The following is an 18336-nucleotide window of genomic DNA, read 5'->3' as shown; positions in this document are numbered from 1 at the left end:
TACTTAACACCGCGTGCCCGATAGCATAGTCATCATACCTACTTATAACGAAAAGGAAAATATTGAGCGTATGATACGCAAAGTGCTTTCGCTTGCGCACGATTTTCATTTGCTCATTATTGACGACGGTTCACCCGATGGTACCGGTGCTATTGTAAAAGGTTTACAGCCGGAGTTCCCTGAGCGATTGTTTATTGAAGAACGCGCCGGCAAACAGGGTTTGGGTACGGCTTACATTCATGGTTTCAAATGGTCTATTGCTCACAAGTACGACTATATATTTGAAATGGATGCCGATTTTTCGCACAACCCTAACGACCTGTTGCGCCTGCGCGAAACCTGCGCCGAGGGTGCCGATATGGCCATAGGATCGCGCTACGTAAAAGGTGTGAACGTAGTTAACTGGCCCATGAACCGGGTACTCATGAGCTACTATGCTTCGGCCTACGTACGTTTAATAACCGGCATTAAAATACATGATTCTACAGCCGGTTTTGTATGCTACAAGCGTAAAGTACTGGAAACTATTGAGCTACATAAGATCAAGTTCGTAGGTTACGCATTCCAGATAGAAATGAAGTACACCACTATTAAGCACGGCTTTAAAGTGGTAGAGATCCCCATTATTTTTACCGACCGTACCGAGGGCGTCTCTAAAATGTCGACCCATATTTTCCGCGAAGCTTTTTTAGGAGTAATTCAAATGAAGCTCAACAGCGTTTTCAGGAAGTACCCGGAGGGGTGAAAAAAGCCTTTAATTACTAAAGTATAAAATCAAATTCGGATAATTTAGAAATAGGTTTTGAAAGTATTTGTAACTTTAAAAAAGTTGAGTTGTAAACCAACTTTAAACCTATTATACCTAAAAATATGAACCGTGTCCCTACAGGCAAGTTCCGCTGTATGCGTATCTGCGTTCTGTTATTAATTTCCGTATTGCTTTTTGCAGCAAAAGCATTCGCTCAAACTACTATATCGGGTATCATAATAGATAGTTTAACAAAGGAGCCGCTTGGTGCGGCAAGTGTTTTTTTGGCCAATGAGTCTAAGAGTACAAGTTCACTTTCTGATGGCACCTTCAAAATAAACGCTGTAGCACCGGGGAAACATATCGTGATTATTTCTTACATAGGATATCAAAAATATGCGAGGACGGTACTTATTGAAGTTTCCTCACCGGCTACTATTACAGCACCGCTTCAACCGGCAGCACAATCGCTTCATGATGTTACGGTAGGTAAACCGCTGAGCGCAAAAAACAAGGCAAGTTTAGTTGCGAAACTCGAAAATGCCCTATTTGGAAACTCAGAGAATGCTTCTAAATGTAAGATACTTAATCCTGCTGTTCTCAACATCCGGTTCAATAAAAAGAAAAATATTTTAACGGCATCCTGCGATAGTTTTCTCCTGGTGAGGAACAACGCATTGGGCTATAACATCAATATCCTGCTTGATGAATTTGAGTATGATTACAATACCGGCACAAGATCTTATCTGGGTAAGGTTTACTTTTCCGAAATAAGCGCCTCCAATGCTGAACACAAAAGGTGGGAACGAAAGCGGGCAGAAACCTATTTGGGTTCGATACGACATTTCTTGAAAAGCGCTATTAGCGAAACCTGGAAACAGGAAGGGTTTGTTGTTCATCCCATTATTTCAGAATTGGATACAAGTGCTTTGCGTGATGCACTCATTGCTAATAAAGTTAAGCAGTTTGAAAGTGGAAACCCCGATTCGCTGAAGTACTGGCAAAATTTACAACAGTTTTCTATTAAGCATTATATTGTAAATAATAAATTTTTATCGGAAAAAGAGCTGGTAAAAGAATCGGACAAACCTGGGCTTTACGAACTGAAATTTGGAAAAAATATTTATGTCATATCCTCCCGCAAACGAGTTTTAGCAGCAAACGGCACCTACCAGTTAGCAAACAGTGTTTTAACACTTAACACACCAAAAACCATTTTTGATGTCAACGGCGTACTATTGAGCCCCGGTCACCTCATCTCCCAGGGCGAAAACACGGAGACCATTGCTGATTTGCTACCTTTTGATTATACTTTATCTAAGAAAGATGAGATGCTTTTTTTGGCTGGCAACAACCCTGATAGTATTGTAAAAAGTAATATAAACCATGAATACGTTGAAAAAGTGTATCTACGAACCAATCGCAACTTATATCATAGCGGAGACACGGTTTGGCTTAGCAGCTACCTGGTTAACGCCCGAAACAATCAGTTATCAGATCATAGCAGCATCCTTTATACTGAGCTTATTGGCAGTGATTATACGCTTCTGAGCAGAAGGATGCTGAAATTGCAAAGCGGAATTGCCGCCGGTGATTTTTTCCTGGACGATACCCTGCCTACAGGGGTTTACCGTATTCGTGCTTATACCAACTGGATGAGGAATTATGGACATGACCTGGTTTTTGAAAAGGAGATTGAGGTTATCGGTAAAACACAGACAGCTATTTCCACAGCCGGTAAAAAGGGGCTGATCAAAGCTGAAGAACTCAATGCCACCGTTACATCAAAGTACTCAAAGCCCCTGATACATTTTTATCCTGAAAGCGGCTCGTTAGTTACCGATGTTTTTTCGCGCGTAGCCTTTACGGCTACAGATAGTATTGGAACTCCATTGAAGGTAAAGGGTAAGATTGTTAACGCTGCCGGAGACAGCATCTGTACTGCCGAAACCAACACCGACGGGATGGGAGACTTTTTGATTAAACCACGGCCGGGCTTAAGCTATTATTTTGTAGCCCATGATGCCCAGGCAGCTCTTTCGCAGGTATTGAGCGAAGGTTTTTCGCTGTTTGTTCAGGAAAAGGAAAGTACTTTCAACATACTGATCTCCACAAATGCCGTCAGCTTAAAAAAAGATTCGGGTAAAAAATTCAGACTTTTAATTAAACACGCCGGCATTAATATAGCAGCACTTACAATCCCTATCAAATTGCTTCAACACACTATAAAAGTGCCCAAAAAAGTGCTTTTTCCGGGAGTTAATGTTGTGTTACTTGAAGATGCTGATAATAAGCCTCTTGCAGAGCGATTGATATTTTGCGAAACCCAACAAAAGCCGAATATTTCTCTGCAAAAAGAATTTCCTGTAAATAATACAGAAAAAAAAGTTAACGTATCTATAGCGGTAACAGATTCATCCGGGCTTCCGGTTAAAGGCCACATGTCTGTAAGTGTTTTTCCGCGTGAGTTGCATCATGCTCATACCAATCATATAGTAAGCTACCTGATGCTCAGTTCAGAAATTAAAGGGGGCATCTATAACCCTTCAATATACTTTGATGAAAACAATCCCGAAAGGAAAAATCAGCTGGACCTTCTTTTGCTTACACAAGGCTGGAGAGATTACCTTTGGAAATACCATAACACCCCTACTTCTGTTCAAACTAATTATAAAGCGGAGGTCGCTTTTAAACTACAAGGTTCAATTGTTAAAATAAATGGAGGCCCGGCAACCAATGTTCCGGTCAGCCTGTATGTTCCAGGTGCCCAAAAGCAGAAATTATACACCACCCAAACAGATACGGCAGGCTTATATAACTTTACGGTGGATGATGTGTACGGTAAACAAAGTTACACCATATCCGCAATGGATAGCAAAGGCCAGGCATTGGGTGAGGTGCAAGCCAGGCTAATAACTACGGATACCCTGAATTTGCTGCCTGATAGTACGATAAAGGAATATAACTATGCAAATACACGTAAACTACCACTTTTAGCACGCAACCAAGCCCGGTTACCAACAGAGACCATAGCAAACACCGTACAGAAACTAAAAGCCGTAAAGGTTGTGAGCCGGGCAAATACACAACTGCTGGAAGGTAATTTTACAACGTTTGGGTACCGGGAGGAAAACTTTGAAATAACTCCTGCAGATTATAGTTACAATAATTTAAAGCACTACCTGCTGGCCAGGTCGGGTTATGCAACACAGGACCGGTCTTCTAACATATATGCTTGTAATGGTGAGCACGAGCAATCTGTGCCTGTATGCAGGCACGAACCAATAATAAGTAAAAGGCCTGGTAAATGCTCATGCGGATTTGATTTGGTACAGACTATAACAGAGGCCACAGACAGGGTTATGTTTGCGGGAGACGATTCATTGATTACCCCCCAGTTATTCGTTAATGGTAGGCAGTTAAACATCCGCGGTACAAACAGCTATACAGAAAATAACGCTATTTATCAGCAGTACCTTAATCTTTCCATGAAGGAGGTTGGGCTGGTTAAAATTCGTAAAGTATTGATAAATAATACCGGAGTAAATAAAACAGGGTATTTGTTGTATATTGATCTTAAGCAAGGTTTGCCAGCAAAGGAGGCTAAATTTAACGGAGCTTTTGAAGGATATTATCAGGCCAAAATATTTTATACACCAGGTACTCAAGAACTACCTACTGCTTTGGTACACAAAACCAAGGAGCTATATTGGGCTCCAGATATATTAACAGGATTAAAAGATTCACATTTATTCACATTTTTTACCCGCGGCTATAAAGGCGAATATCTTATCATTGTAGAAGGGCTAACCGATAGTGCAGTACCATTTTACAAAATATTTGAATGCAACATACCATAACCTGTATATTCCAAATCTGATTTATTTCAAATAATTTTGTAAAAATGCCGTACATCATTTTCATTATTTTGTTGAAGGACTTAGTTTCTATTTCTTGTTGATTTACCCAATTTCCCCCGGTATAATAAAATGAGAAATTATAAGGTTTTTTGCGGAAATTCGGTCAAATATTCAATAAAAGCGATCAACTTAATCCACATTACAACTACTCACTATTCAAAGATATTGCTAAATTTGTTGGTAAATGAACGAGAATTTAGACCCTAACCAGGAACGCCTCACCTCTACCGAACGCGACATTGAAAAGGTACTTCGTCCGCAGGTATTTGAGGATTTTACCGGTCAGCATAAAATATTAGCCAACCTGCGCGTGTTTGTACAGGCGGCCCGTCAGCGCGGCGAATCCTTGGATCATGTGCTGCTGCACGGCCCCCCCGGTTTAGGTAAAACTACCCTCTCGCACATTATAGCCAACGAAATGGGTGTGGGCATCAAGATCACTTCAGGACCAGTGTTAGACAGACCAGGCGATTTGGCCGGTCTCCTAACCAACCTCGAACCTGGCGATATCCTTTTTATTGACGAAATTCACCGTTTAAGTCCGCTGGTAGAAGAGTACCTATACTCGGCCATGGAGGATTTTAAAATAGATATTATGCTGGAAAGCGGCCCCAATGCCCGTTCGGTACAATTGTCGTTAAACCCGTTCACACTGGTAGGCGCTACCACACGTTCGGGTTTGTTAACCGCACCTTTAAGGGCACGTTTCGGTATTAATTCGAGGCTGGAGTATTACGATGCCAAGCTACTCACCACCATTGTGTTAAGATCATCATCCATCCTTAAAACCCCTATTACCGATGAGGGGGCTTATGAAATTGCCCGTCGCAGCCGTGGCACACCACGTATTGCCAATGCTCTGCTACGCCGCACGCGCGATTTTGCCCAAATTAAAGGCGATGGTAACATAGATACCGCCATTGCTAAGTACGCCCTTACTATGCTTAACGTAGATGAGCACGGTTTGGACGAAATGGATAACAAGATACTGCTTACCATTATAGAGAAATTTAAAGGCGGCCCTGTAGGTTTAAAAACCATTGCCACAGCCGTAGGCGAAGACGAAGGAACCATTGAAGAGGTGTACGAGCCTTTCCTGATACAAGAAGGTTACCTTATGCGTACCTCCCGCGGCCGCGAGGCTACCGATAATGCTTATAAACATTTAGGCTTAATACGCGCCGGGCAGGCACCGCGTTTATTTTAAAAAAACGGTTACTTAACCGCTTTCAATATTGCTTTGGCCCAAAATTCGCCCAGGGCCTTGTCTCCTTTGGCATTGGGGTGCAAGTAAAAGGTTCCGTCAGGGCCGGTTTCGGGTTTAAAGTCGGTTAGGTAATTCTTTTCAAAATATGCGTAGGCATTTTTGTCGCCTTTAAATACCTGGTTATGCTTGGTGCTTTTGTATGATTGTACCAATTCATCTATTTCTATCCAATATGCCTTTACCCTATCCTGGCCTTCCTGCAGGTAGGTAGCACCACGGTTATGGGTATTATTGCTATACCATATAGGATAGTTGAATACTATTTTACAACCGGGATAAGCTGCTAACAAACTATCGGCAATGGTTTTTAAGTTAGCACGGTAATCTCCTGGCGCTACAGGGGCACCTAATGGGCCTTTAATTGCACTATCATTAGTTCCCAGCATAACCGAGAACAAGAGCACAGCCTGCTTATCCACGTAAAACTTATCGGCTGCGGCCTTTACTTTCTTAAATTCGGTATTTGTGGCAGGTAAAAAGTTAACCGTAGTACGGCCGCTTACTCCGCAATTGGCTACCTGAACACCACCTGTATTTTTGGGGGATATTAAATATTCACCTGCATAATCTGGCGGAGTTTGTCCGAGCACTTTAGAGCCTTGTGTAATGCTATCACCTATAAATACCACGTTTATACGGGGTTTATCTCCAGTTATAAACGAACAAAAAATTGCCAAGCATAAAATAATTGGTGTAACGAAATGCTTTCTCATAAGGGAAGCAATATAAGTACATCTCCTCATAATAAAAACACTTAGTAAGAGTTGATTATGGTAATCAACCTTTTAACTCCAGCAATTATGAAAACCCGGTTTAAGATCATCTTGTTCTGTTTAACTTCTTCCTCCCTTATCAGTTGCGATCAGCTAACCAAAGGCCTGGCCAAACAACACTTAATGAGCCGGGAACCCAGTTCCTACTTTCATGACCTGTTCCGGCTACAGTATGCGGAGAACACAGGAGCTGCATTAAGCCTGGGCGACAATTTACCCCAACCCTATAGCTTTTTGTTGCTCAGCTTAGTTCCCTTATTAGTTTTAACTGGTTTGTTAATTTATACTTTCACGCAAATCAAAGAATTTAATACGGTTAGGATAATATGCTACGCGTTAGTTTTTGCAGGTGGAATTGGAAATATCATCGACCGGGTTTTTAGAGACCGACATGTTACCGATTTTATGAATGTTGGCATAAGTCAGCTTCGTACCGGAATATTTAATGTGGCTGACCTTTGCATAACCGCAGGGATTACAGGACTGTTATTTTCTTACTATAAAGCTGATAAAAATCCCAAATCAGTCAATCAAACTATATAACCCTGCGGCTCTTTATCCATTATTGCCTTCATACATTAAACAATACTATATTTGCCGGTATTAACATATCCAGGATGAAAAGTTTGCTGCTATCAATACTACTTATAGCTGCTGTTCCTGTATTGGCACAGCAGGTAAACAAGGTAGCCGACCCGGCCAATTGGGTAAACCCGCTTATGGGTACCGACTCCAAACCCGACCTATCCAACGGTAATACCTACCCTGCCGTAGGTGTCCCCTGGGGCATGAACTACTGGTCGGCGCAAACGGGTACTATGGGCAACGGCTGGATGTACCAATACGCTGCCGATAAAATTCGTGGTTTCAAACAAACGCACCAGCCATCGCCCTGGATGAATGATTACGGGCAATTTGCTATTATGCCGGTTACCGGTAAAATGAAGTTCGATCAGGATGCGCGGGCAAGCTGGTTTAGCCATAAATCGGAGATCTCCAAGCCGTATTATTATAGCGTTTACCTGGCCGATCATGATGTAATGGCCGAAATGACCACTACCGAACGCGCTGCCTATTTTCAGTTTAGTTATCCTGAAAGTGATAGCTCTTTTATAGTAGTTGATGCTTTAGACCGTGGTTCCTATATCAAAATCATCCCCAAAGAAAACAAAATTATAGGTTACACCACCCGTAATGCGCGTAGTAAACCTGTTAATTTCAGGAACTACTTTGTTATTTACACCGATAAACCCTTCACCATTGCCAAAGCATGGCATGGCAAAACGCTGGCCGGAGCCGATTCGCTCGAAATAACCGCTAACCATACCGGTGCCATTATTGGCTTTAAAACCACCAAAGGCGAAAAGGTACACCTGCGTGTGGCATCATCATTTATTAGCTTTGAACAAGCCGAATTAAATTTGGCCCGCGAAGTAGGTAAAGATAGTTTTGAAACCACCAAAGAAAAAGCACACCAGACCTGGAATAAAGTATTAGGCCGTTTGCAGCCTGAAGGAGGCAGTGTTGACCAAACACGCACCTTTTATTCGTGCCTGTACCGTACGGTGATGTTTCCTAATAAACTGTACGAGGTAAATGCACAAAATAAGGTTGTTCATTACAGCCCATACAACGGCAAGACCATGCCGGGTTATAAATTTGCAGGAACGGGGTTTTGGGATACATTCCGTGCCTTGTATCCTTTCTTAAACCTCATGTACCCTTCCATTAACAAAGAAATGCAGCAGGGCTTAATAAGCGATTATGTAGAAGGCGGCTGGCTGCCCGAGTGGAGCAGCCCGGGCTATGCCGATATTATGGTGGGCAATAACTCCGCATCGGTTGTGGCCGAAGCTTACATAAAAGGTTTGCGTGGTTACGACATTAACAAATTGTACGAAGCCCTATTACATGGTGCTAACAACGAAGGCCCGGTAACTGCTACAGGCCGTTACGGTGTTAAATATTACAATGAACTGGGCTATGTACCGTATGATGTAAAAATTAACGAAAATGCAGCCCGCACGCTGGAATATGCTTATGACGACTTTGCCATTTACCAGTTAGCTACAGTATTAAAACGCCCGCAGGCCGAAATTGACCTGTATAAAAAACGCTCGCAAAACTACCGTAACCTGTTCGACCCGGCCACAGGACTAATGCGTGGCAAGAACAAGGATGGTAGCTTTCAATTGCCGTTTAACCCGTTTAAATGGGGTGATGCCTTTACCGAGGGCAACAGCTGGCATTATTCCTGGTCGGTTTTTCATGATATGCAGGGATTGATTAACCTGATGGGCGGCGAAAACAAGTTTGTAACCAAACTCGATTCGGTGTTTAGCCTCCCTCCTGTTTTCGACGACACTTATTATGGCGGAGTGATACATGAGATCCGTGAAATGCAGATCATGAACATGGGCCAGTATGCGCATGGAAATCAGCCCATTCAGCACATGATATACCTGTATAACTTTGCGGGCCAACCTTGGAAAACCCAATATTGGGCCCGCGAGGCCATGAACCGCTTGTACAAAGCCACACCCGATGGGTACTGCGGAGATGAGGATAACGGGCAAACATCGGCTTGGTACGTGTTTTCGGCCATGGGCTTTTACCCGGTTTGCCCGGTATCCGATCAATATGTTATTGGAGCCCCTTTATTCAAAAAAATGACCCTCCATTTAGAGAATGGTAAAACTGTGATTATTAAAGCACCGTTAAATAGTTTCAATAATAAATATGTTGGAAATTTAAATTATGGTGGTAAGTTGTATAATCTCAATTGGTTGAGCCATAAGGCATTGTTAAAAGGGGGCATATTAGATTTCAAAATGCAGGCCGTTCCAAATAAAACGAGAGGTATTAAGCAAACAGAATACCCTTTTTCAATGTCGGTTAAGCCATAATTTCCGAATAGCATCCAATTGGTTGAAATGCTCTGATTAACGCGTATTTCACGAAAATTATAATTGTATTTCAATCAATATTTATTTTACTTTCGTTGATCAATCAGTATATATATTTTCAAGATGCTTAATTTAATTTCGGTGGCGGCTGCGGTCTGCACCCTCACCCTAGTGGCCTGCAATTCGGGCAAAACCCAGAAAAAAACCACGGATTCAACAATAACCAGTACCAGTATTACCACAACCACTGAAGTAATTAAGAAGCCCGGTAAATTAGCTACATCTGCCGAAATAATTGCCCGTAAACAAGTGCCTATTTTGTGCTATCACCAAATTCGCGATTGGCGCGCCAAGGATTCAAAAACGGCCAAAGATTACATCGTACCCATAGCCAGTTTTAAAGAAAAGATCAAGATGCTGGCCGACAGCGGTTACCATACCATATTACCTAACCAGTTGTATGATTACCTTACCACAGGTGCTGCCATGCCCAGTAAGCCTATTATGCTTACGTTTGATGATACCGACCTCGACCAGTTCACCATTGCCAACCCGGAACTTAAAAAATATGGCTTTAAGGCCGTTTATTTTATCATGACGGTATCAATCGGTCGTCCTAATTACATGAATAAGGATCAAATTAAACAGCTGAGTGACGAAGGTAACGTGATAGCAAGCCATACCTGGGACCACCATAACTTTAAGAAATTTACAGGTAAAGACTGGGAAACCCAAATAGACAAGCCTACTAAAAAACTGGAGGATATAACCGGTAAAAAAATAGAATATTTTGCTTACCCTTTTGGCTTATGGAATGCGCAGGGCCTGCCCGAATTAAAAAGCCGTGGTTTTAAAGCAGCCTTTCAACTGTCTGAAAAACGCGATCCTAATGACCCCGTGCTTACCATCCGCCGTATTTTGGATAGCGGTTACTGGAGCGCAAAAACTTTAAGCAACAGTATTAGAAATAGCTTTTAATTACCTCATATGTCATTTCAGCGTTGCTCTGAGAAGCTATACAAAACGTCAATTTCCTCTCGAACAGTTAGGAGAGATCTTGTTCAAGATGCAAAGTAGGCAACCTATTCCTACTAACAAGATTTCTCGTTATCTCTCGAAATGACAGTTTATTACGTTTAAAATAGTTTATAAGTAGCAAAAATTAAAGTTTTTCACCTAATGATAAAGCCCCTTCCAAATCAGGAAAGGGCTTTGTTATTTTATAAGTTTTCTTCCGATGGGCCGCCATCTTTATTAGAAGAATCTTCTTCTTTTGGCGGGCCAGGTGCGCCGCTGTCGTTGTCAGGAACAACCGTGTCTACAAGGGTTTCATCCTCCTTGGTATGCTCTGTAGGAGTCGAACCTTTTGAAAGTTCGCTATCACCTGCGTTTTCGCCTAATTGATCGTCGTTTTTAGGGGTGTTATCAGTTGCCATAGGTAATTGTTTTATGTGTAATATTAGTCTTCTGAAATCCATTTAACCGCATCTTCCAGTTTATCTAACGAAAAGCCTTGCGCTTTGCCCGGTATTAAGTATTTAAATATGTGGTTGGTAAACCACTCCACGCTTTTTTGGTCGGTAGCTACGGCTACCTTTTTCCATTTAGTAAAATGTTTCAGGCCTACCTTCACGTCATTAAACCAAGCACCTGCAGTAAAGTTTTGCGCATCGGTTTCCAGTACCAACAGGTAATTGATCTCTCCCTGACGTTTAACCAGGTCATCAAGGCGTGGGATCAATACTGTATCAATATCCTCTTTGGTTACCTCCCCCACGGCATGTATGCCTACTATATTTTCGGGCAAATCGTTTATAAATTGCAGCATATCAGGTTAAAGTTTGTTGTTATACAACGCAGTCGAAGCCATAGTGTTTGCGGGATACGCACGGTAATTGGCTACTAAGTATAGTTTCTATTTTTTGACTTTCTAACTTTCAACTCTCCACTTTAAACTTTCGACTGTGGGGGCGTTGCCTGCGGCCCGGGCTCTGTACGCTCATACGCCTGCAAGCCTTACGGCATGGGCCGGTATCCGTTTTCATCCCTAACTCAATTTGTCTGAATCTGAATTAACAGGATTTTTGACTTAACAGAATTTAGGAAATCATGCTATTTCGTAGCATCCAATCTCATCTTTTAAACCATTAGGCTCTTCTGACTCACCTGACTAACGGACTCTCCCGACTAATTGCTTACCTTTACACATCATGAATCCAAATTTGCTTAAATACAGCCAGTTAATTAAAGCTGAGGCCCTGCGCCTGGGTTTTATGTTTTGCGGTATTGCACAAGCGAATTTTTTGGAGGAAGAAGCTCCACGGCTGGAAAACTGGCTTAAACAAGGCAACCATGGCGAAATGCAGTACATGGAAAACCATTTTGATAAACGCCTGGATCCGCGCTTGCTGGTGGATAGTGCCCGCTCGGTAATATCCCTGGCATTAAATTATTATACCAACCAGCAACAAATGGATCCTTTAGCACCTAAAATTTCCAAGTATGCCTATGGTATGGATTACCACGAGGTGATCAAAGATAAGCTAAAAGAACTGCTGTACTTTATTCAGGAAAACATAGGCGATGTGGGCGGCCGGGCATTTGTAGATTCGGCACCGGTGCTGGATAAAGCCTGGGCTAAGCGAGCAGGGTTAGGCTGGGTGGGTAAAAACGCCAATCTCATTAACAAAAAAAGCGGCTCCTTCTTTTTTTTAGCGGAGTTGATAGTAGATGCCGAACTGGCTTATGATGTTGCCCCTACTACCGACCATTGCGGAACCTGTACCCGCTGTATTGATGCCTGCCCTACCGATGCCATTGTAGGCCCTTACATTGTGGATGGCAGTCGTTGTATCTCTTACCTCACCATTGAACTCAAGAACAACATACCTGAAGAGTTTAAAGGCAAAACCGATAACTGGATGTTTGGCTGTGATGTGTGCCAAAACGTTTGCCCCTGGAACAAGTTTTCGATAACCCACACCGAACAAGCCTTTACACCCAACCCCGATTTGTTGGGCATGACCCAACGCGACTGGCAGGAAATTACCCAGGAAACCTTTCAGCAAGTATTTAAAAAATCGCCTGTGAAGCGGACTAAGTTTACCGGCTTAAAGAGAAATATAGAGTTTTTAATAGGCGATAACTTAGACAACTAAACTCTGTTTGTCCTCGCCGCCGCTTGGCTCCAGCCAAGTGGCAACTATTACCCGGCCTCCGGCCGTCCCACCTACCACTAATCTTCAGCTAAAACATACTTATTAAACGTCATTAAGTTTTGCACGGCACCTCCCATGGTATTGTTAAAATAGGCATAAACGGTTTTACCGTCCTGCATCCACTCTTTTACATAGCTGGCATATTCGGATAAAAACTCATCCTCATAACTACCGCGGTAACCGCCGTTTGGTCCGTGAAAGCGCAGGTACATAAAGTTGGCCTCCCCTACTTGCACAGGCGCTGCCGAGGCAGGCAGATCGTGCAATACCATACAGGCCTCATGCTGGTCGAGCAGCTCGTAGATTGCGTCCTGGTACCAGGATCTGTGTCTAAACTCTACCGCCACTTGCCAGGGCTCATCTACGCTACCCAAACTAATCTCGCTTAACAGTTCGTGCAGCAAAACCGGGTTAAGCACCACACTTGGCGGAAACTGCACCAGCAGACATCCTCTTTGGCTACCCGCCTGGTTAATAATATGCATAAACCGGGCAACATGCTCGGTATTAAAACGCTGGCCTTTGAGGTGGGTTACCTCCTGCCAAAGCTTAAAGGTGAACCGGAAGCCGTTGGGTACATCGGCAGCCCATTTGGCTACGGTTTTAGGTAAGGGCAGTTTATAAAAAGTATTGTTGATCTCTACGCTGCTAAACAAGGAGGCATAATAAGCCAACCGGCTTTTCTCCTGATACTCGGGCGGAAAGGCCAGCTTGTTGCGTACGGGCAATTCTATATTGCTGGTACCGGAGTAAAATTGGCCTTTTGCTGGTGCGGTCATGCTTTAGTGATGTGCTGTTTAAACAGCCGAAGCATGGATAGGTTTTCGTTACCATTACACTCAAAGTGTTCACGATGAAAGTGCCCGCTTTATTACAAAAAAGTTCAAAAAGTTACATTTTTCTTCATTTAATTAGGTTTTTGCAGTGAAACGAATTTTGATTTAAGACAAAAAAACCGCTCAAAAGTGTTCACGGGTGAACGCTTTTGAACGGTTTTTGAACACTTTCGTGAACGCTTTTCTGCTTATTATTGGGACGGACTGAAGTCTGTGAGCATAGTGGTTCGTAGTCAGAGACTACGGACAGCGTGGGGTATTAGCAAATACAACAGTTATAATCTTGAGAACTTATCCCAATTACTATAGACTTCCATTAATGCAGCTTTACCTACATCGTTTGATGCCTTTAAAGTATTACCGTAAGGATTATTGATAAGAATCAATTCACCTTTATTTATAATTAGAGTTACAAACTTTGATTCAGGCCCGTTAACCCGCTTAGTTATAGTTGCACTAAAATACTTTTCCAACAACATAACAATGTCTTCGAAATCATCCCACTTATCTAAAAGGTTGAAGTCCATCACTATTAAATCTCGCTCCGATTTAATATCTGTTTCTTTCATCGCGTTTCTAAGATCTAATTAGCAGATAACCTTCACAGCCTATGGTCAGTGTTATCACCGTACCACTCACTAACGTATTGCCTGACTTAGCGCCGTGCGGTTGCCACGTCGCTATCGCTCGCAATGACATTTTCACTACTCACAACCAATCAACTACTCAACCACTCACCATTCAACTACTCACCAACCTACACCTTCCCTTTCTTAAACTTATCGGCCAGCATTTGCAGCATGTCTTCGTTTACAGGCTGTGCAGGTTCGTCGGGTTTCCTGACCGGCTTTGGCGCTTGTTGCTGTTGCGGATATTGCGGCTTTACGTATGGTTTATTAAACTGCTTTTTAGGCTCGGTTTGAGCTGGCTGACCTTGCTGGGCAGGCTTGGGCTGCGCCGGACGCGGCGGACGGGCCTGGTTCCAGCGGTCGTGGATCTCTTTGACCTTATGTTTAGTGTACAGCGGAAAATCGCCTTGCATAATCCAGGCAAAATAGCTGGGTTCCACGTCAAACACATCGGTAACGCGTTTGCCTTTGTGTTTGCCAAAATTAAATAGCTCTTCACCGGCTTCATTATACACCATACGGCCAACAAAATCAACCGCGCGCTGCATGTTGGTAAACTCGTGCAGGGCAGCTACCTCGTTTTGTACCGGGATAGAGGTAACGCCTTTTTTGTCGATAAATTCGGTGTCTTTATATTTTTCTACCTGGGCCAGCAACACTTCCATAGTGGCACGGGTATCGGCTTCGGCCGAGTGCGCGTTTACAATATCTTTATTGCAATAAAACTGGTAAGCAGCCTTTAAGGTACGCTGTTCCATTTGGTGAAATATATTCTGCACGTCCACAAAGTGGCGGCCGTTTAAGTCAAAAGGGATGCCCGCGCGCAAGAATTCCTCCATCAGCATGGGTATATCAAACTTGTTAGAGTTATAACCGGCCAGGTCGGCATCACCTAAAAATTCGGCAATTTCGGCACCTATTGTTTTAAATGCAGGTTTATCGGCCACATGCTCATCATAAAAACCATGTATAAGTGAGGTTTCGAGCGGTATAGGCATTTCGGGATTAACTACCCATGTTTTACTGGCTTCACTCCCGTCGGGCAGCATTTTAATGATGGCAATTTCGATGATCCTATCGGCACCAATATTAATACCGGTGGCTTCTATGTCGAAAAATGCAAGCGGACGTTTTAAATTTAATTTCATTATGGGCGTTTTGGCAAAGGTCGTAAAAACCTTTAGAAAGATTGTGCATAAGTTTTTATATTTATGGCTTAACAATAAACTTAACCCACTCAATTATCACAGGTATGAAATTACGCTTACTCTGGCTTTTCACTATCGCGTTACTATGTAAATTTTCTTATGCTCAGGATTTTCGTTACGGTGTGTATAGCCTTAACGAAATGGGAATGAAATCTTACGATAAAGACCCTACCGCACATGCTGTGGTTTTACAGGAGTACGGCAAAACCTGGATCAGCAGTAACGATGGCTTACCATTGATACATGAATACCATGTAAAAATCAAAATATTTGACAGCAAGGGCTTTGACGAAGGCAATGTGGAAATCCCTGTTTACAAGAACGACAACAACAGCTTTGAAAAAGTAAGGGATGTAGAGGCCACTACCTTTTACACCGATGACCAGGGTCAAATACAGCAGAGTGTATTGGATAATAAAAAGGTTTTTACCGAAAACAAGAACAAGTACTGGAACATGGTTAAGTTTGCGATGCCAAACCTGCGTAACGGTTGTGTAATAGAATATAAATATACGCTCGAATCGCCCCGTACACTTCATTTTAAAGACTGGGAATTTCAAAGTGGGATACCGAAGATTTATTCGGAATACGAGGCACGCATACCTGCCTACTTCAATTTTAAAGCCTCGCTAAAAGGGCCGTACAAACTCACTAAAAATGTGGCGGAGATAGACCGCGACTGTTTTCAGGTGAGGGGAAACAAATGTGATTGCTCGAAAATGGTATATGGCATGAGCGATATTCCAGCCTTTGTAGAAGAAGATTACATGACCGCGCCTAAAAACTTCATGTCGGCCATAAATTACGAATTGAATGATTACATAGATCCGTACGATGGCACTAAACATGTATCGACACAAACCTGGGCAGATATTGACCGGACTTTAAAACAGAACGAGGAGTTTGGCGGTCAATTAAAAAGGACCGGCTTATTTAAAGACCGCTTACCGGCCATGCTTGCCGGTGCAACCGATGAACTGAGCAAGGCAAAAGCCATATACTACTACCTGCAAAAAAACCTGAAACGTAACCAGTTTTACGGCATGTACACCGATAATGGTATCCGCAAACGCATAGCGGCAACGTGGCCGATATTAACCTGGCCCTGGTAGCTGCCTTAAACGCGGCGGGTATCAATACAGAGGCCGTAGTACTATCTACCCGTAACAACGGTGTTATTAACAAGCTTTACCCGGTGGCCAGTGATTTTAATTACGTGGTTGCCAAAGCTAACATTGGCGAAAAATATTACCTGCTCGACGCTACCGATACCCAGTTGCCTTTTGGCCTGCTGCCCGAGCACTGCATTAACGACCAGGGGCGCGTAATGAGCTTAAATAAGCCCTCCTACTGGATAGACCTGGTTGCATCACAAAAAAAGGGACGGACTTATATTATGAACCTAACCCTGCAAACCAACGGCAAACTTACCGGTAAAATGAACCATTATTCTACCGGTTACGAAGCCTTGGAACAACGCAGAAACATCAGAAAATTTAATAGCATTGAAGAATATGTGGAGAATTTAGATGAGGCGATGCCTAAGATCAAGATTCTGAACCACCAAATAATTAATGTGGATAGCCTGGATAAAACGCTAAGTGAAAGCTACGATATTGAGATTAACCTGTATGATAATATGGATGCGCAACGAATAGCCTTTAACCCATACTTTTTTAACAGAATAACCGAAAACCCCTTTAAAATGGCCGATCGTACTTACCCGGTTGACTGGGGGGCACCAACTGATACCAAAGTGGTTTTAACAGTACACTTACCGGCCAACTATGTGGTAGAAACGCCGCCGCAAAATTTAGGACTGGTTATGCCTAACAACGGCGGCCGTTTTGTAACCGATTACATTGCTCAGGACGATAGCTTCAGCTTCTCTCATATTATCCAGTTAAACAATTCCATTTATTCTTCTGAAGAGTACCCTTACCTGAAAGAGTTATTCAACAAGATCATTCAGAGCGAAAAGGCCGACATCATTTTCAAGAAAAAATCATGATCAGGTATATTTTACTACTTAGCCTCTTTTGGCTTACTTCAAAAGCAGGTGCTCAAACCTTTTACGATGCCGCTACCATTCCTAAAGAACTGCTGCCTTATGCCAGCGCTGTAGTGCGCAAAATGGAGGTAACTACCGAGGTTAAAGATTTGAACAATACCATTAACCATTTTAAAGAGGTGGTTACCATTTTAAATAAAAACGGTGAAAGCAACGCCGATATAGCGGTTTGGTATAATAAGAGCAACCGCGTTAAATATATTAAAGGCATTGTTTATGATGAATTTGGCAAACCGGTAAGTAAGTTTACCGACAAGAACTTCAGCGACCACAGCGCAGGCGACGATGCCTCGCTGTTTATAGATTCGAGGGTAAAGCATTACCATCCGGCTATGGTTAATTATCCTTATACCATTGAATATGAATACGAGGTTCTATCGAAACAAACGCTCAATTTTAACGATTGGATACCTAACAACGTCGGGGCTACTGCTGTTGAACACAGCACTTTCCAGTTTATTTGTAAGCCCAATTTTAACATCCGTTATAAAGAGTTGAACTATGCCGGTAAAGCTATACCCGGCATTAATGCCGTTGGTTTTAAAACTTATAGCTGGGAGGTTAACCATATTAAGGCATTTCGTAGCGAACCTTACAGCCCCGACCCGGAGCAATACCAAACCATTATCAAAATAGCTCCCGAAAAATTTATTTATGAGGGTTACGATGGTTCGTTCACTAACTGGCAGGAGTTAGGTAAATGGGTGTACGACAGGCTATTGTTGGGGCGAACCACCCTTTAGCCCGAAACTGTAGCCTA

16 protein-coding genes are annotated in these 18336 nt (G+C 42.7%); 10 read left to right on the top strand and 6 right to left on the bottom strand.

Features of this window, described 5'->3' with window-relative positions; translation table 11 throughout:
- The first annotated feature begins 13 nt into the window (after positions 1-13).
- From ACFQ3S_RS00255 to ruvB, 3 genes are all read left to right on the top strand, one after another.
- Positions 14-745 (top strand): polyprenol monophosphomannose synthase, encoded by a 732-nt coding sequence (locus ACFQ3S_RS00255; RefSeq protein ID WP_377160004.1) that lies wholly within the window; start codon positions 14-16, stop codon positions 743-745.
- Between the two features lie 125 nt (positions 746-870).
- Entirely contained in the window at positions 871-4608 is a 3738-nt protein-coding gene (locus ACFQ3S_RS00250) for a carboxypeptidase-like regulatory domain-containing protein (RefSeq protein ID WP_377160003.1), read from the top strand.
- A gap of 244 nt (positions 4609-4852) precedes the next feature.
- A complete protein-coding gene (gene ruvB / locus ACFQ3S_RS00245; protein WP_377160001.1) occupies positions 4853-5875 on the top strand; it encodes a Holliday junction branch migration DNA helicase RuvB in 1023 nt (340 codons plus the stop codon).
- An 8-nt stretch (positions 5876-5883) separates the two neighbouring features.
- Here ruvB and ACFQ3S_RS00240 read toward each other — a convergent pair whose 3' ends face one another.
- Positions 5884-6564, bottom strand: a complete 681-nt coding sequence (locus tag ACFQ3S_RS00240) for an SGNH/GDSL hydrolase family protein (protein ID WP_377159999.1) — start codon at positions 6562-6564, stop codon at positions 5884-5886.
- A gap of 171 nt (positions 6565-6735) precedes the next feature.
- Here ACFQ3S_RS00240 and lspA point away from each other — a divergent pair, with 171 nt between their 5' ends.
- The 3 genes from lspA to ACFQ3S_RS00225 all read left to right on the top strand — a co-directional run bounded on the left by lspA (position 6736) and on the right by ACFQ3S_RS00225 (position 10592).
- Positions 6736-7251, top strand: coding sequence for a signal peptidase II (gene lspA, locus ACFQ3S_RS00235; protein WP_377159997.1), 516 nt, complete (start codon positions 6736-6738; stop codon positions 7249-7251).
- Positions 7252-7325: 74 nt separating this feature from the next.
- Positions 7326-9614: a GH92 family glycosyl hydrolase gene (locus tag ACFQ3S_RS00230; RefSeq protein WP_377159995.1), complete on the top strand. Its 2289-nt coding sequence runs from the start codon at positions 7326-7328 to the stop codon at positions 9612-9614.
- Positions 9615-9737: 123 nt separating this feature from the next.
- Complete coding sequence (locus ACFQ3S_RS00225; RefSeq protein ID WP_377159993.1) at positions 9738-10592, top strand: polysaccharide deacetylase family protein; 855 nt, start codon at positions 9738-9740, stop codon at positions 10590-10592.
- A 242-nt stretch (positions 10593-10834) separates the two neighbouring features.
- Here ACFQ3S_RS00225 and ACFQ3S_RS00220 read toward each other — a convergent pair whose 3' ends face one another.
- Positions 10835-11050, bottom strand: a complete 216-nt coding sequence (locus tag ACFQ3S_RS00220; RefSeq protein WP_377159990.1) for a hypothetical protein — start codon at positions 11048-11050, stop codon at positions 10835-10837.
- A gap of 23 nt (positions 11051-11073) precedes the next feature.
- Positions 11074-11442 (bottom strand): SpoIIAA family protein, encoded by a 369-nt coding sequence (locus ACFQ3S_RS00215; RefSeq protein WP_377159988.1) that lies wholly within the window; start codon positions 11440-11442, stop codon positions 11074-11076.
- A gap of 382 nt (positions 11443-11824) precedes the next feature.
- On the opposite strand from ACFQ3S_RS00215, the gene queG reads away from it, so the two are divergent.
- A complete protein-coding gene (gene queG / locus ACFQ3S_RS00210; RefSeq protein ID WP_377159986.1) occupies positions 11825-12772 on the top strand; it encodes a tRNA epoxyqueuosine(34) reductase QueG in 948 nt (315 codons plus the stop codon).
- Between the two features lie 77 nt (positions 12773-12849).
- Here queG and ACFQ3S_RS00205 read toward each other — a convergent pair whose 3' ends face one another.
- From ACFQ3S_RS00205 to ACFQ3S_RS00195, 3 genes are all read right to left on the bottom strand, one after another.
- The gene (locus ACFQ3S_RS00205; protein WP_377159984.1) at positions 12850-13611 is read right to left on the bottom strand and encodes a DUF72 domain-containing protein; all 762 of its coding nucleotides are present in this window, start codon (positions 13609-13611) and stop codon (positions 12850-12852) included.
- A gap of 332 nt (positions 13612-13943) precedes the next feature.
- Positions 13944-14237: a hypothetical protein gene (locus tag ACFQ3S_RS00200; protein WP_377159982.1), complete on the bottom strand. Its 294-nt coding sequence runs from the start codon at positions 14235-14237 to the stop codon at positions 13944-13946.
- A gap of 188 nt (positions 14238-14425) precedes the next feature.
- Positions 14426-15445: an exonuclease domain-containing protein gene (locus tag ACFQ3S_RS00195; protein ID WP_377159980.1), complete on the bottom strand. Its 1020-nt coding sequence runs from the start codon at positions 15443-15445 to the stop codon at positions 14426-14428.
- A gap of 104 nt (positions 15446-15549) precedes the next feature.
- Between ACFQ3S_RS00195 and ACFQ3S_RS00190 the strand changes: the two genes are divergently transcribed.
- From ACFQ3S_RS00190 to ACFQ3S_RS00180, 3 genes are read left to right on the top strand one after another with little or no spacing between them, the layout of a single operon-like run.
- Positions 15550-16617: a hypothetical protein gene (locus tag ACFQ3S_RS00190; protein WP_377159978.1), complete on the top strand. Its 1068-nt coding sequence runs from the start codon at positions 15550-15552 to the stop codon at positions 16615-16617.
- Positions 16590-17516, top strand: coding sequence for a hypothetical protein (locus tag ACFQ3S_RS00185; RefSeq protein WP_377159976.1), 927 nt, complete (start codon positions 16590-16592; stop codon positions 17514-17516). Before ACFQ3S_RS00190 ends, ACFQ3S_RS00185 begins: the two co-directional genes overlap by 28 nt.
- A complete protein-coding gene (locus ACFQ3S_RS00180; RefSeq protein WP_377159974.1) occupies positions 17513-18319 on the top strand; it encodes a DUF3857 domain-containing protein in 807 nt (268 codons plus the stop codon). The genes ACFQ3S_RS00185 and ACFQ3S_RS00180 overlap by 4 nt, the downstream gene beginning before the upstream one ends.
- Positions 18320-18336 lie beyond the last annotated feature (17 nt).

It is taken from the genome of Mucilaginibacter terrae, from assembly GCF_042679325.1.
In the GTDB taxonomy this organism is placed as follows: domain Bacteria; phylum Bacteroidota; class Bacteroidia; order Sphingobacteriales; family Sphingobacteriaceae; genus Mucilaginibacter; species Mucilaginibacter terrae.
This window is presented reverse-complemented; position numbering and strand designations above follow the sequence as displayed.

Coding starts and splice junctions, on each gene's coding strand:
- ACFQ3S_RS00200 (WP_377159982.1), bottom strand. CDS start 14,237: ATGAAAGAAACAGATATTAAATCGGAGCGAGATTTAATAGTGATGGAC.
- ACFQ3S_RS00190 (WP_377159978.1), top strand. CDS start 15,550: ATGAAATTACGCTTACTCTGGCTTTTCACTATCGCGTTACTATGTAAA.
- ACFQ3S_RS00250 (WP_377160003.1), top strand. CDS start 871: ATGAACCGTGTCCCTACAGGCAAGTTCCGCTGTATGCGTATCTGCGTT.
- queG (WP_377159986.1), top strand. CDS start 11,825: ATGAATCCAAATTTGCTTAAATACAGCCAGTTAATTAAAGCTGAGGCC.
- ACFQ3S_RS00205 (WP_377159984.1), bottom strand. CDS start 13,611: ATGACCGCACCAGCAAAAGGCCAATTTTACTCCGGTACCAGCAATATA.
- ruvB (WP_377160001.1), top strand. CDS start 4,853: ATGAACGAGAATTTAGACCCTAACCAGGAACGCCTCACCTCTACCGAA.
- lspA (WP_377159997.1), top strand. CDS start 6,736: ATGAAAACCCGGTTTAAGATCATCTTGTTCTGTTTAACTTCTTCCTCC.
- ACFQ3S_RS00220 (WP_377159990.1), bottom strand. CDS start 11,050: ATGGCAACTGATAACACCCCTAAAAACGACGATCAATTAGGCGAAAAC.
- ACFQ3S_RS00215 (WP_377159988.1), bottom strand. CDS start 11,442: ATGCTGCAATTTATAAACGATTTGCCCGAAAATATAGTAGGCATACAT.
- ACFQ3S_RS00230 (WP_377159995.1), top strand. CDS start 7,326: ATGAAAAGTTTGCTGCTATCAATACTACTTATAGCTGCTGTTCCTGTA.
- ACFQ3S_RS00225 (WP_377159993.1), top strand. CDS start 9,738: ATGCTTAATTTAATTTCGGTGGCGGCTGCGGTCTGCACCCTCACCCTA.
- ACFQ3S_RS00195 (WP_377159980.1), bottom strand. CDS start 15,445: ATGAAATTAAATTTAAAACGTCCGCTTGCATTTTTCGACATAGAAGCC.
- ACFQ3S_RS00180 (WP_377159974.1), top strand. CDS start 17,513: ATGATCAGGTATATTTTACTACTTAGCCTCTTTTGGCTTACTTCAAAA.